The organism is Nocardia brasiliensis NBRC 14402, assembly GCF_000308475.2.
Lineage (GTDB): Bacteria > Actinomycetota > Actinomycetes > Mycobacteriales > Mycobacteriaceae > Nocardia > Nocardia brasiliensis.
In genome coordinates, this window is the sequence record NZ_BAFT02000106.1 from 1 (window position 1) to 12,895 (window position 12,895).

A 12,895-nucleotide genomic window follows, 5' to 3' on the forward strand; every position below is an offset into this window, starting at 1 on the left:
GGCGCGGCTGACCGGGGCGCGGAGATGCGCTGGCTCGGCTGACCGGCGGTCCGGTGGCGCGGCTGACCGGTGGCGCGGAGATGCGCTGGCTCGGCTGACCGGCGGTCCGGTGGCGCGGTGTTCCGGTGGCGTGGAGGCGTGGAGGCGCGACTGGCCGGCGGTCAGGCTGATCGGCGGTCCGGTGGTGTGGAGGTGCGACTGGCCGGTGGTCCGGCTGACCGGGCGGCGCGGGGGCGCGATTGACCGGGTGGTCCGGCTGACCGGCGGTCCGGTGGCGGGGAGGCGCAACTGACCGGTGGCTCGGCTGACCGGTGGCGCGGTGGCGCGGCTCGGCTGACCCCCTGACCCGGTGGCGCCGGGGTGTGGGTCGGCTGGTGTGCGGGGTTGTCGGTGTGGCTCGGTAACGTTGGGAAATGTGAGTGAGCTTCTGCGAGCGAACCGGGGACGCGGCGGGGTATCGCTCGCGACGGAGCCGCGTGTCTGCGGGGCGCAGTCGTGAGCGATGGCTTGTTCGACGTGCCCGGGGGTGATGTGCCTGCCGAGCACAGCATCGATACCGTGGTGCGGCGGGACGCCGGGGCTCCGCTGGCGGTGCGGATGCGGCCTGCGTCGTTGGACGAGGTGGTCGGGCAGCAGCACCTGCTCGGTCCGGGCTCGCCGCTGCGCAGACTGGTCGAGGGGTCGGGGGCGGCGTCGGTGCTGCTGTACGGCCCGCCCGGCACCGGTAAGACGACGCTCGCGTCGTTGATCTCGCATTCCACCGGGCGGCGGTTCGAGGCGTTGTCGGCGTTGTCGGCGGGTGTCAAAGAAGTGCGCGCGGTGATCGATGTGGCGCGGCGCAGGCTGTCGGTGGGCGAGCAGACCGTGCTGTTCATCGACGAGGTGCACCGCTTCTCCAAAACTCAGCAGGACGCCCTGCTCGCCGCGGTGGAGAACCGGATCGTGCTGCTGGTCGGCGCGACCACGGAGAACCCGTCGTTCTCCGTGGTGTCGCCGCTGCTGTCCCGCTCGCTGGTGTTGCAGTTGCAGTCGCTCACCGAGGACGACATCCGGCAGGTGTTGCAGCGGGCCATCCACGATCCGCGTGGCCTCGACGACCAGTACACGGTCTCCGACGAGGCGCTGGATCACATCATCCGCATCGCGGGCGGCGATGCCCGGCGCGCGCTCACCGCGCTGGAGGCTTCGGCGGAATCCTCGCTGGACGGTACGGTCGGTGTCGAACTGGTCGAGGCCAGCGTGGACAAGGCCGCGGTCCGTTATGACCGCGCGGGCGACCAGCACTACGACGTGATCAGCGCCTTCATCAAGTCCATCCGCGGGTCCGATGTCGATGCCGCGCTGCACTATTTGGCGCGGATGCTCACGGCGGGGGAGGACCCGCGTTTCATCGCGCGCCGGCTGATGATCCACGCCAGCGAGGACATCGGCATGGCCGATCCCATGGCGTTGCAGACCGCGACCGCTGCCGCACAGGTGGTTCAGTTGGTCGGACTGCCCGAGGGGAGGCTTGCCTTGGCGCAGGCCACTATTCATCTGGCGAGCGCGCCGAAGTCGGGTGCGGTGGTCGCTGCGATCGGCGCCGCGATGGCCGACGTCGCGGCGGGTAAGGCAGGAGCGGTCCCGCCGCATCTGCGCGACGGGCACTATGCGGGCGCGGCGAAGCTCGGCAATGCCCAGGGCTACAAATACCCGCACGACAACAAGGACGGCGTGCTCGCCCAGCAGTACCCGCCGGACGAGCTGGTCGGCGTCGACTACTACCAGGCCACCGACCACGGCCACGAACGCGAGGTCGGCCCGCGCGTGGACAAACTGCGCCGCATCATCCGCGGACGGTAGAGCGGCGATCGGACCGTAGCGAAGGCGTTGCTGCCCCGCACGGGAGCGCCACCGTCGCTCGAGACACGGCCGGCACCGAGCAGGTCTGCACGCTCGCCGGCCAGACCCGATCATTCGACCGACTTCCCGGGTGGCGCGCAGCACCCCAGTCGATGAAAAACCGCGTGCACGGCACCGGTAGGCTGGATATCTGTGCAGACCCACGAGATTCGACGGCGCTTCCTGGACCATTTCGTCCGTGCCGGACACACCGAGGTGCCCAGTGCCTCGCTGATCCTGGCCGACCCGAACCTGCTGTTCGTCAACGCAGGCATGGTCCAGTTCGTCCCCTTTTTCCTCGGTCAGCAGACTCCGCCGTATGCGACCGCGACCAGTGTGCAGAAGTGTGTGCGCACCGGTGATATCGAGAACGTCGGCGTGACGACGCGGCACAACACCTTCTTCCAGATGGCGGGCAACTTCAGCTTCGGCGACTACTTCAAGCGCGAGGCCATCACCTTCGCCTGGTCGTTGCTGACCAACAGCGTCGAGGACGGCGGCTTCGGATTCGACCCGCAGCGGCTGTGGGCCACCGTCTACCTCGATGACGACGAGGCCGAGCAGATCTGGCTGGAGATCGGCGTGCCCGCCGACCGGATCCAGCGGCGCGGCATGGCCGACAATTACTGGTCGATGGGCATTCCCGGCCCGTGCGGTCCCTGCTCGGAGATCTATTTCGACCGCGGCCCGGAGTACGGCGTCGAGGGCGGCCCCGAGGCCGACGAGGACCGCTACATCGAAATCTGGAACCTCGTCTTCATGCAGAACGAGCGTGGCGCGGGCACCAGCAAGGACGACTACGAGATCCTCGGCCCGCTGCCGCGCAAGAACATCGACACCGGCATGGGCGTCGAGCGCGTGGCGTTCCTGCTGCAGGGCGTGGACAACGTCTACGAAACCGACCTGCTGCGCCCGATCATCGACAAGGCCGAGGAGCTGACCGGCCGGTCCTACGGCGTCACGCACGAGGACGACGTGCGATTCCGGGTGATCGCCGATCACGCCCGCACCGGCGCGATGCTGATCGCCGACGGCGTGAACCCCGGCAACGACGGCCGCGGCTACGTGCTGCGCCGCCTGCTGCGCCGGATCGTGCGCTCGGCCCGGCTGCTGGGCGCGGAGAAGCCGGTGATGGGTGAGTTCATGAAGGTCGTGAGCGACCTGATGTCGCCGTCCTATCCGGAGCTCGCCACCGATTTCCGGCGGATCGAGACGGTCGCGGTGGGCGAGGAGACCGCGTTCCTCAAGACGCTGAACACCGGCTCGACCCTGTTCGACAACACGGCCGCCGCGGTGAAGGCCAAGGGCAGCAGCACGATCGCGGGTTCGGACGCGTTCACCCTGCACGACACCTACGGCTTCCCGATCGACCTCACCCTGGAGATGGCCGCCGAGGCCGGTCTCTCCGTGGACGAGGACGGTTTCCGGTCGCTGATGGCCGAGCAGCGCAAGCGTGCCAAGGACGACGCCCAGGCCCGCAAGCATGCGCACGCCGACCTGTCGGTGTACAAGGAGCTGGTCGATCGCGGTGCCACCGAGTTCACCGGTTTCGACGAGCTGACCTCCGAGGCGCATGTGCTGGCCTTGATCGCCGACGGCGTCCGGGTGCCGGTCGCGCAGGCCGGCCAGGACGTCGAGGTGATTCTCGATCGCAGCCCGCTCTACGCCGAGTCCGGCGGCCAGATCGCAGACCGCGGCTCCATCACCGCCGCGGGCCTGAAACTGACCGTCAACGACGTGCAGAAGATCGCCAAGAAGGTCTGGGTGCACAAGGCCACGGTCGAGCAGGGGCAGATCACCGAGGGGGATGTCGTTCTCGCGCAAGCCGATCCGGCGTGGCGACGCGGCGCCACCCAGGGCCACTCCGGCACGCACATGGTGCATGCGGCGTTGCGGCAGATCCTCGGCCCGAACGCGGTGCAGGCCGGTTCGCTGAACAAGCCCGGCTATCTGCGCTTCGACTTCAATTGGCAGGGCCAGCTTTCCGAGCAGCAGAAGTCCGAGATCGAGGCCGTGTCCAATGACGCGGTCGGCGCGGACTTCCCGGTGAACACCTTCGTCACCGACCTGACCAAGGCCAAGGAGATGGGCGCGATGGCGCTCTTCGGCGAGAACTACGGTGACGAGGTGCGCGTCGTGGAGATCGGCGGCCCGTTCTCGATGGAGCTGTGCGGTGGTACGCACGTGCAGCATTCCTCGCAGATCGGCCCGATCACCGTGCTCGGCGAGTCGTCGGTCGGCTCCGGTATCCGGCGCGTGGAAGCCTTCGTCGGGCTGGACTCCTACCAGTACCTGGCCAAGGAGCGGGCGCTGCTGGCCGGTGTGGCCGCGTCGCTGAAGGTGCCTTCCGACGAGGTGCCCGCCCGGGTCGAGCAGCTGGTGGAGCGGCTCAAGGTGGCCGAGAAGGAACTCGAGCGCACCAAGATGGCCGCCGTGCTGTCCTCGGCCGGGAAGTTCGTCGAGGAGGCCGAGCGGATCGGCGCCGTGCTGCTCGTCGCGGTCGCCGCGCCCGAGGGCGTGCCGGCAGGTGATCTGCGCACGCTGGCCACCGACATTCGCGGCAGATTCGGCACCGTGCCCGCCGTGGTGGTGTTGCTCGGCAATGCCGACGGCAAGGTGCCGTTCGTGGTGACCGTCAACCAGGGCGCGCAGGATCTCGGGTTCAAGGCCGGTGATCTGGTGGCCGCCTTCGGGCCGAGCATCGCCGGACGTGGCGGCGGCAAGCCCGAGATGGCCCAAGGCGCCGGGTCGGATCCGTCGGGCATCCCGACCGGCCTGGCCGCGGTCCGCGCCCGGGTGGCCGAACTCGCCCAGTGATGGCATCGCCGAGCGATTCCGCCGGGGGCGGCCGGGCGGCGGGCACCGACGCCGACCGGCCCCATCCGGACACCGATCCCGGGCGCGGCCGGAGGATCGCCATCGATGTCGGCAGTGTCCGCATCGGTGTCGCCTCCAGTGACCCGGACGGCATCCTCGCCACGCCGGTGGAGACCGTGCCGCGCGCCAAGCCGAACGCGCGCGGTGGGCGCGGAAGCGATATTTCCAGAATTGCTGAAATTGTGCGGGAGTACGAGGCCGTCGAGGTCATCGTCGGGCTCCCGCGAACATTGCGCGGGGAGAAGGGCAGTGCCGCTACCATTGCCACCGCATTCGCGGAGCAATTGCGGGCCGCCGTGTCGCCGGTGCCTATACGGCTTTCCGACGAACGTTTGACTACGGTGTCAGCTGCACGTGCATTGCGGGACAGTGGAGTTCGCGCGCGTGGCCAGCGGCAGGTGATCGATCAGGCGGCGGCCGTCTCGATCCTGCAAGGATGGTTGGACGAACGGAGTGCGGTGTTGAGGTCGGGTGAAGCGGTGCGTCCTGAGGCTGTCGGGCACGCCGCAGGGTCCGCTCCTGCGTCGTCGGAGGACGATGCATGACGGATCGATGGGCGCGGGCCGAGGAACGGTACCGACAGCGCGAAGCTGATCGGCGTTACCGGCGGGACGACCGAGCCTGGGGTGGGCAGGAACAGCAGAGACACACACGCCAGAACAAAACCGGGTGGTCGGCCGAGAGCAGGACGACTGGGACGACTACGAAGACGACACCACCGTCATCCCGCGCTACACCGACGACATGGACCCGCCCGAGCCCGCCCCCCGCGCGCGGCCCCGTCCCGACGCCGAGCGCCGGCCCGGGCAGCGCACGCGCGCCGGTCGCCGGGAAGCGGCGCGGCACGAGGACGACGACGAGCCGGAGGAGGGCACCCGCCGCTCGCGCAGCGCGCAGCGCGGCAAGCGCTCCCGTGCGGCCTCGCGTAAAGCGCAGGAGCGCAAGCGGCGCAGGCGGACGATGTGGCTGGTCGCCGGCGTCTTCGTGGTGCTGTTCGCGGGCGCCGCGGTGTTCGCGGGCATGAAGCTGATCGAAAAGCTCGGCCCGCCCGAAGACTTCGCCGGGCCGGTCGGTCCGATCGCGGTGGTGCAGGTGCACGACGGCGACACCTCACAGCAGATCGCGGCGAGCATGAAGGAAAAGGGCATCGTCGCGAGCACCGGCGCGTTCATCGAAGCGGCCGTACGCAATTCGAACATGCAGTCGGTGCAGCCGGGCTACTACGCGATCCCGACGCGCAGCCCGGCCGTGCAGGCGGTCGCGGCGCTGGTCGGTAAACAGGCCCGGGTCGGGAACCTGGTCATCCCCGAGGGACGGCTGCTGCACGACCAGTTCGAGGTCGGCACCAACCGGCGCACCGACGGCATCTATCGGATGATGGCCGAGGCCAGCTGCATCGGCATCGGCCCGAACCAGAAGTGCGCGACCTACGAACAACTCGAGGCCGCGGGCTCCAGCGTCGACCTGGCCGCGCTCGGTGTGCCGTCCTGGGCCGCGCAGGGCGTCAAGGACTGCCCGGATCGCACGAGGCAGCTGGAGGGTTTGATCGCCGCGGGCACTTTGGATTTCGATCCGAGCGGCACGCCGGAGCAGATGATTCGCCAGGTCGTCACCGCGAGCGCCAAGAGCTACGAATCCACCGGCCTGCTGCAGTCCGGCGGGGAGACCAAGCTGACGCCGTACCAGACGCTGATCGCCGCGTCGCTCGTCGAACGCGAGGCCAAGCCGCAGGACATGGGCAAGGTCGCGCGGGTGATCGTGAACCGGCTCCGGGTGCCGCAGATGCTGCAGTTCGACTCGACGGTGAACTACGCGCTGGACCGTACCGAGGTGCAGACCACCGACGCCGATCGGGCCGCGGAAACCCCGTGGAACACCTACGCGAAGACCGGACTGCCCGCGACGCCGATCTCGGCGCCCTCGCTGAACGCGTTGCGCGCCATGGAGAATCCGGAAGTGGGTCCGTGGCTGTACTTCGTGACCGTCGACAAGCAGGGCACCACCCTGTTCACCGACGACTACAAGCAGCACCAGCGCTACATCCAGCAGGCCCAGGCGAGCGGAATCCTCGACAGTGGCCGCTGAACGCAAAGCGGCGGTGCTGGGCAAGCCCATCGCGCACTCTCGCTCGCCGCAACTGCATCTGGCCGCGTATCGCGCGCTCGGACTCGACTGGAGCTACGAGCGCATCGAGTGCACGGCCGAGCAGTTGCCCGGACTGGTCGACGGGCTCGGCCCCGAATGGGTCGGGCTGTCGGTAACCATGCCGGGCAAGGAGGCCGCGCTCGCGCGCGCCGATGAGCGCACCGAGCGGGCGGTGCTGGTCGGTTCGGCCAACACGCTCGTCCGGCACGACGGTGGTTGGCGGGCCGACTGCACCGACGTGGACGGCGTGCTCGGCGCGCTGCGCGGCGGCGGGGTGGTCGACCTGGACGAGGCGGTGGTGCTCGGGGCCGGTGGTACCGCGCGGCCCGCGCTGCTCGCGCTGTCCGAACTCGGCGCGAAGACCGTCACGGTGATCGCCCGCGACGCCGGACGGGCAAGCAGCGCACTGGATCTCGCGGAACGGCTCGGCATGAACGCGGCGGTGACCCCGTTCGATCCCGCGGCCCTCGTCGGCCTGTGCGAGCGCGCGGGCGTCGTGGTGAGCACCATTCCGGCCGAAGCCGCGGCCCAGGTGGCCGAAGCGGTCGCGATCGCGCCCGTGGTGCTCGACGCGATCTACAACCCGTGGCCGACGCCGCTCGCCGAGGCGGTGACTCGGGCGGGGCACACGGTGGTCAGCGGATTGCAGATGCTGCTGAACCAGGCCTACGGGCAGGTCGAGCAGTTCACCGGCCGCCCGGCGCCGCGCGCGGAAATGGCCGCAGCATTGACCGGTCCCGCCGTGTAGACAGCACGCTCTCGGCTCCGACGTTCGGGGTGAGGATGGGTCAGCAGGACGCATCCGCGATGTCGAAGGAGTCGTGATGAAGTACGTGGTGATGATTCACTCCAACCCGCAGCCGTGGGGGCATCCGACGAGTGACTACCTGCCCGAGTACCGGTCGATGACGCAGCAGGAGCGGGATCGGTGGGGTTCGGACTTCGAGAAGCTGCTCTCCGAGATGCAGGAGAAGGGGGAACTGATCGGTGGGGAGGCGCTGGGTGCGCCCGAGTCGTCGCGGTTGTACCGGTGGGGTGACGGGTCGCCGCTGGCCACCGACGGGCCGTACTCGGAAGCCAAAGAGCACCTCGCCGGGTTCTTCCTGATCGATGTGGAGAGTCAGGCCCGGGCCGAGGAGATCGCCGCGCAATTCGCCGGTCCGGGCGAGACGATCGAGCTGCGACCCATGATGTGGCCGGGCAGCGACACCGAATGAGCGTGCGGGTGGTGGCGGACGTGTGGCGGCAGGAGTCGCCGTACGTCCTCGCCGCTCTGCTGCGCAGGCACGGTGATCTCGGCGACTGTGAGGACGCCGCCCAGGAGGCGGCAGAGGCGGCCGCGGTGCAGTGGGAACGCGACGGTGTGCCGGACAATCCGCGCGGCTGGCTGATCCGGGTCGCGTCCCGGCGGTTGATCGATCGGGTGCGGGCCGACGAGGCGCGGGCCGGGCGGGAAACGGCGGTGGCCGTCGCGCAGCCGGGCGACGCGCACGTCGTGCCGTCGGCCGATCAGGCGCGGATCGGCGACGAAGACGACACGATGCGGTTGTTGCTGCTCTGCTGCCATCCGAGCCTGAGCAGGCCCTCGCAGGTCGCGTTGACCTTGCACGCGGTGTGCGGCCTCGGCACCGGTCAGCTCGCGGCCGCCTACCTGGTGCCGGAACGCACCATGGCGCAACGGCTCTCGCGGGCACGGTCGACGTTGCGGGGAGCCGGCGCGGTGTTCGAACTGCCCGGCCCGGCGGAGCTGCCCGCGCGCATCGCCTCCGTGCTGGACGTGTGCCATCTGCTGTTCACCGAGGGGCATACGCGTTCGGCCGGTGGCGCGCTGGTGGATTCGAGCCTCACCGACGAGGCGATCCGCCTCACCCGGCAACTGCACGCCGCCATTCCGGAACACGACGAGGTCGCGGGGGCGCTCGCGTTGATGCTGCTCACGCACGCGCGCGTGGCGGCCCGGACCGACGACGGCAATCTGGTTCCGCTCGCCCAGCAGGACCGTTCCCGCTGGGACCGGGCCTTGATCGCGGAGGGTGTCGGCATTCTGGAGCGGGTGCTGCCGCGCGGTCACGTCGGACGGTTCCAGTTGCAGGCCGCGATCGCCGCGGTGCACGCGGAGGCGCCGACCTGGGTGAGCACCGACTGGCGGCAGATCAGCATCCTGTACGCCATGCTCGACCAGGTCGCGCCCAGTTCGATCGTCACGCTGAACCGCGCGGTGGCCGTCGGCATGGCGTTCGGCCCGGAGCAGGGTCTGGCGCTGATCACGCCGTTGCTCGACGATCCGTCCATGCGTCGTCACCATCGGACCCACGCGGTGCGCGCGCACCTCCTCGAGATGGGCGGTGACGAGCCCGCGGCCCTGGAGAGTTATCGGCAGGCGGCGCGACTGACCGTCAGCGTGCCCGAACAGCGCTACCTCAACGACCGGATGCGCCGCCTCGGTACGACCGACCCGCCAGAAAACTGATACCGGTTCTAGTTTGGTTCGGCGGGACGCGGGGTTATGGTGGTGCGCATGAATGCTTGGGTGTTGCGGGCGATCGTGCTCGGCGCACTGGTCGTCTTCCTGCGTGCGGTGCTCGGGTTCGCGATGGTGTACTGGCCGACCCACGGGGTCTGGATGCGGGCGCTCTGCCTGATCGTTCTGCTGGCGGCCATCGTGTACTGGGGCTTCCTGGACGGACGCAAAGATCGCACGGCCAACCCCAACCCCGAGTACGGCACCGACCTCACCCTGCTGTGGTTGAAGGCGGCGGTCGCAGCCGGCCTCGGCAGCGGACTGAGCGCCTGGATCCTCGACTGGCTGCCGAAATTCGACCTCGGCGACAACGGTCTGCTCTTCGAACTCACCGCCGGCGCGGCATTCATCGTCCTGCTCGTCTTCATCCCCGCCCTGATCGGCGTCGGGATCGGACGCGGGCTGGCCGATCGGCGGGCGGCGAAGGTGTCGGCTGAGCCGACGCCGGTGAGTACGGGCGTCTGAGTTTCGCGGTCGGCGTCGAAAAGGTGATCTGATTCGCGGTGATCGGCTGACGTAAGGGGCCGGCGCCCGGCCGCGCAGCGCGAGTCGTTGTGGTCGGAGGCGCTGTTCGGGGTGAATGTGCAGTTGCAGGTTGATCTGCCGCGCGCAGGTGACATGTGGTCCGCGGTGATCGCTCGACGTGTCACCTACTTCCCGCACGCCACCGACACCACCTCGGCCCCGGCCGATGCGGCTGCCACTGGCCGCGGTCCAGTCGACGGACGCGCTCTCGTATGCTCATCTCGACCTGGACAATTGATCACCAGGTAATGGTGGCGGGGCCTCTCGACCGATGCCGCCACCATTACCTGGTGATCGGTTGACCAAGACGTGCTTCGCCCTGATCGAAGGCGCGGATGGGCTGGTGTGCTGTGCCGTTGGGGATGTGACGTCCTGCTCAGGGTGCTGCGTCGACGCACCGTGCTGCCAACTTGTGACGCTCTGCTGTCGGTTGCGGGCTGGCAGCGGTGGCGTGCTGCCAACTTCGTGCCCTCATCGTCGAGTGCCATGTGATTCCGCTGATGTCCGCGATAACGTGTTGTCATTCAACGGATTTCACCTGGGGAGGACCTTCATGATCACTCGAATCGGGGTCGCCGCCGCGATGGCGATCGCTGCGTCCGCGGTCGTGCTGGGCGGGCAGGCGAGCGCGCAGAACGGTTGTTCATCCGACGCGCCGCACTGGAACTGGGTCTGTGTGCTCAGGGGGTCGAACGCCACCCTGTCGTACTGCCTGAAGAACAAAGACGAGTGGGGTAAGCCGGGCGAGTGCGTCGCGCGGAACGACAACAACGGACGGTACGACCTCTGGATCCCCAACTACTGAGTTCGCACAACGAACGGCGCACTCTGGGCTATCAGGGTGCGCCGTCAGTCTGATCTGGCCCCGATGCATCGTTACCGCGCGCGTATCGGCGCGTTGCGTACGACGTCATCGGCGAACACGTGCGCGGAAGGCAATGCTCTGTGCGGCAGGCGAATCCGGCTCGGCCGGTCCTGGCTGTAGCGCGCAGTGCCGAAACCTGAGTTCTCACGCGGTGTTTCGCCTGTTTGCGCCGCCATGGCGCGCCGCCGGGCGCTGGCGGGGCTGGGAGACCGCACCGTCGCTTTGCAGTCAATATCAGGGTGGCAGGCGAACTAGTGGATCTTGCGGAACCGGGCATCGAAAAAGGTGAAGATCGCGAACATGGCCAGGCCGATCGCGACGATGAGCAGCAGCACGGTGCCGTACGGCTGGACCGCCAGGGTCTTGAGCGCCACGTCCAGCCCGGTCGCCTTCTGCGGCCGGCTCTGCACGGCGGCCACGACGACGAATATGCCGGCACCGGCATACACTCCACCGAGCGCGACGTAACCGACTTGCCCGAGCCGGATCACGACCCGTTCCATCGACCGGCTCACTTCGCCGAAGTCCTGCTCCTCGTGGAACCGCCTCGTCCAACCGTGGCGGGCGACGAACAGGCCCGCGACAATGATGGCGAGCCCGATGACGATCACTATCGGCTTGCCCCATTCCCGGCTGAGCAGGCTGCCGATGAGACCGAGTTGCGCCTCGTCCATCGACGAGGCCGGCGACCCGTTCGCCAGCTTGGCCGCGCTGTAGGCGAGGTAACCGAACAGGACTGCCTCGCCGAAGTTCATCACGCGAAGCAGCTTCTCCTTCAGGCTGTTCCGCGCACCGGCGAAGGTCTCCAGCAACTGCCACAGCACGGCGAAGCCGAGCCCGCCGGCGATGAGCCAGAGCACGAACCCGCCGCCTGGGTACTTCGCGAAGAGCTGCAGCGCGCCGGTCTTGTCCGCCTTCCCGATGCCGCCGCCGTCGAGGTCACCGAGCGCGACCTGAACGCAGACCCAGGCCACCAGGAGATGGACTACGCCATACGCCATCAGCCCAACCCGCACAGCCAACTGGAACGGCGCGCTCCCGGCCACCGCGTGATGGACCTGATTCGAGTTCCTCATCACCACCACACCAGGGCAAAACCGCAACCGCGGGCCGACATCGGACGATTCGGGCATTGCCCGAACCGCAACATCCAAACTCTTGTCCCTCCTTTGTCTCGAAATAGATGACGTCTCAATGAGATCGGGCTCGGCGGACGACGTCGATACACTGGCAATGATTTCGGTCGCCGGAGCCGAACGCCGATTGAACGAGTTAGGCTGACTGTTGGCAGAACAGGCGACCGACGAGACGATTCCTACGCCGAGTGGGAAAGGGCACGCACGGGACAGGGCGCCGCGCCGACGGCGGATCGGCTGGCAGTTCTCGGTCGCTGCGCTTTTGACTGTCGACGTCGCGGCAGTGCCTGTGATCTACCTGTCGGATCGCTTCTATCGGTTTCAGGAGGTCCCTGCTTGGGCTGTGCTGGTGTGCTGGATCGCGACGGCGGTGTTGGTTTTTCTTGCACCGAGGATGGGATGGCGGAGCGCCTGGGACAGGCTCGTGCCCGCCATCGTCCTGACGCTGTCGGTGCTACCCCTCCTGCCGCTGATGGCGTTGTCGTTGCTGTTGTTGCCGCACACAAATCCGAGCAACCGCACGCCCCCGGTCGTCGCGGTGAGCCCCGACGGTCGTCACGAGGCCGTCACATATCGCGCAAGCGCCATGATCGACACCATCTGTGGTGTCAGGGTGCGGGAGCGTGGCGGCCTGTTCAGCAGGCAGACCGATGTGTGGGAAGCACCGGAAAGTCAGCCATGCCCGCAGCACGTGTCCTTTACGGGAAACGGCACGATCACCATCATCGATTACTACGGCCGGAAACTCACGGCGCATTTCGACGCCGACCGAATGAAGTAGCGCAGGTCCTCGGTTGAGCCGGACGGGCGGGTTACCGCCGAACCGAAGTCGACGACTTCTCGGCGATTCCCTGCGCGAGAGGCGAATCCGACTCCGTCGGTCGTCGGTGCTGCGTGCAGTTCGGCCGATTGCGTATGACTTTGTCGGGGCATCCCGTGGGTGTG

At 68.3% G+C, this 12,895-nt stretch carries 11 protein-coding genes; 10 read left to right on the plus strand and 1 reads right to left on the minus strand.

All coding sequences use genetic code 11. The annotated features are described in order from the left end of the window. The first annotated feature begins 495 nt into the window (after positions 1-495). The 9 genes from TY25_RS35575 to TY25_RS42225 all read left to right on the plus strand — a co-directional run bounded on the left by TY25_RS35575 (position 496) and on the right by TY25_RS42225 (position 10,754). Positions 496-1,842, plus strand: a complete 1,347-nt coding sequence (locus tag TY25_RS35575) for a replication-associated recombination protein A (RefSeq protein ID WP_088606727.1) — start codon at positions 496-498, stop codon at positions 1,840-1,842. 192 nt (positions 1,843-2,034) lie between these two features. Further along, positions 2,035-4,698: an alanine--tRNA ligase gene (gene alaS / locus TY25_RS35580; protein ID WP_042263895.1), complete on the plus strand. Its 2,664-nt coding sequence runs from the start codon at positions 2,035-2,037 to the stop codon at positions 4,696-4,698. Further along, positions 4,698-5,303: a Holliday junction resolvase RuvX gene (gene ruvX, locus TY25_RS35585; RefSeq protein ID WP_042263898.1), complete on the plus strand. Its 606-nt coding sequence runs from the start codon at positions 4,698-4,700 to the stop codon at positions 5,301-5,303. The genes alaS and ruvX overlap by 1 nt, the downstream gene beginning before the upstream one ends. A gap of 124 nt (positions 5,304-5,427) precedes the next feature. Continuing rightward, on the plus strand, positions 5,428-6,843 hold the full coding sequence (locus tag TY25_RS35590; protein ID WP_042263901.1) for an endolytic transglycosylase MltG: 1,416 nt from the start codon (positions 5,428-5,430) through the stop codon (positions 6,841-6,843). Further along, positions 6,833-7,651: a shikimate dehydrogenase gene (locus TY25_RS35595; protein ID WP_042263903.1), complete on the plus strand. Its 819-nt coding sequence runs from the start codon at positions 6,833-6,835 to the stop codon at positions 7,649-7,651. The genes TY25_RS35590 and TY25_RS35595 overlap by 11 nt, the downstream gene beginning before the upstream one ends. A 76-nt stretch (positions 7,652-7,727) precedes the next feature. Continuing rightward, entirely contained in the window at positions 7,728-8,120 is a 393-nt protein-coding gene (locus TY25_RS35600; protein ID WP_042263906.1) for a YciI family protein, read from the plus strand. Continuing rightward, positions 8,117-9,373 carry an RNA polymerase sigma factor gene (locus tag TY25_RS35605; RefSeq protein WP_042263908.1) on the plus strand — a complete coding sequence of 419 codons (1,257 nt, stop codon included), beginning with the start codon at positions 8,117-8,119 and terminating at the stop codon, positions 9,371-9,373. Before TY25_RS35600 ends, TY25_RS35605 begins: the two co-directional genes overlap by 4 nt. A gap of 48 nt (positions 9,374-9,421) precedes the next feature. Next, a complete protein-coding gene (locus TY25_RS35610; protein ID WP_226887265.1) occupies positions 9,422-9,889 on the plus strand; it encodes a B-4DMT family transporter in 468 nt (155 codons plus the stop codon). 613 nt (positions 9,890-10,502) lie between these two features. Continuing rightward, a complete protein-coding gene (locus tag TY25_RS42225; RefSeq protein ID WP_081869316.1) occupies positions 10,503-10,754 on the plus strand; it encodes a hypothetical protein in 252 nt (83 codons plus the stop codon). A gap of 311 nt (positions 10,755-11,065) precedes the next feature. Here TY25_RS42225 and TY25_RS35620 read toward each other — a convergent pair whose 3' ends face one another. Beyond that, positions 11,066-11,890: a DUF1206 domain-containing protein gene (locus tag TY25_RS35620; protein ID WP_042263916.1), complete on the minus strand. Its 825-nt coding sequence runs from the start codon at positions 11,888-11,890 to the stop codon at positions 11,066-11,068. Between the two features lie 208 nt (positions 11,891-12,098). On the opposite strand from TY25_RS35620, the gene TY25_RS35625 reads away from it, so the two are divergent. Beyond that, positions 12,099-12,731: a hypothetical protein gene (locus TY25_RS35625; RefSeq protein ID WP_042263913.1), complete on the plus strand. Its 633-nt coding sequence runs from the start codon at positions 12,099-12,101 to the stop codon at positions 12,729-12,731. The last annotated feature ends 164 nt before the right edge of the window (positions 12,732-12,895 follow it).

Coding starts and splice junctions, on each gene's coding strand:
- ruvX (WP_042263898.1), top strand. CDS start 4,698: ATGGCATCGCCGAGCGATTCCGCCGGGGGCGGCCGGGCGGCGGGCACC.
- TY25_RS35600 (WP_042263906.1), top strand. CDS start 7,728: ATGAAGTACGTGGTGATGATTCACTCCAACCCGCAGCCGTGGGGGCAT.
- TY25_RS35605 (WP_042263908.1), top strand. CDS start 8,117: ATGAGCGTGCGGGTGGTGGCGGACGTGTGGCGGCAGGAGTCGCCGTAC.
- TY25_RS35610 (WP_226887265.1), top strand. CDS start 9,422: ATGAATGCTTGGGTGTTGCGGGCGATCGTGCTCGGCGCACTGGTCGTC.
- TY25_RS42225 (WP_081869316.1), top strand. CDS start 10,503: ATGATCACTCGAATCGGGGTCGCCGCCGCGATGGCGATCGCTGCGTCC.
- TY25_RS35620 (WP_042263916.1), bottom strand. CDS start 11,890: ATGAGGAACTCGAATCAGGTCCATCACGCGGTGGCCGGGAGCGCGCCG.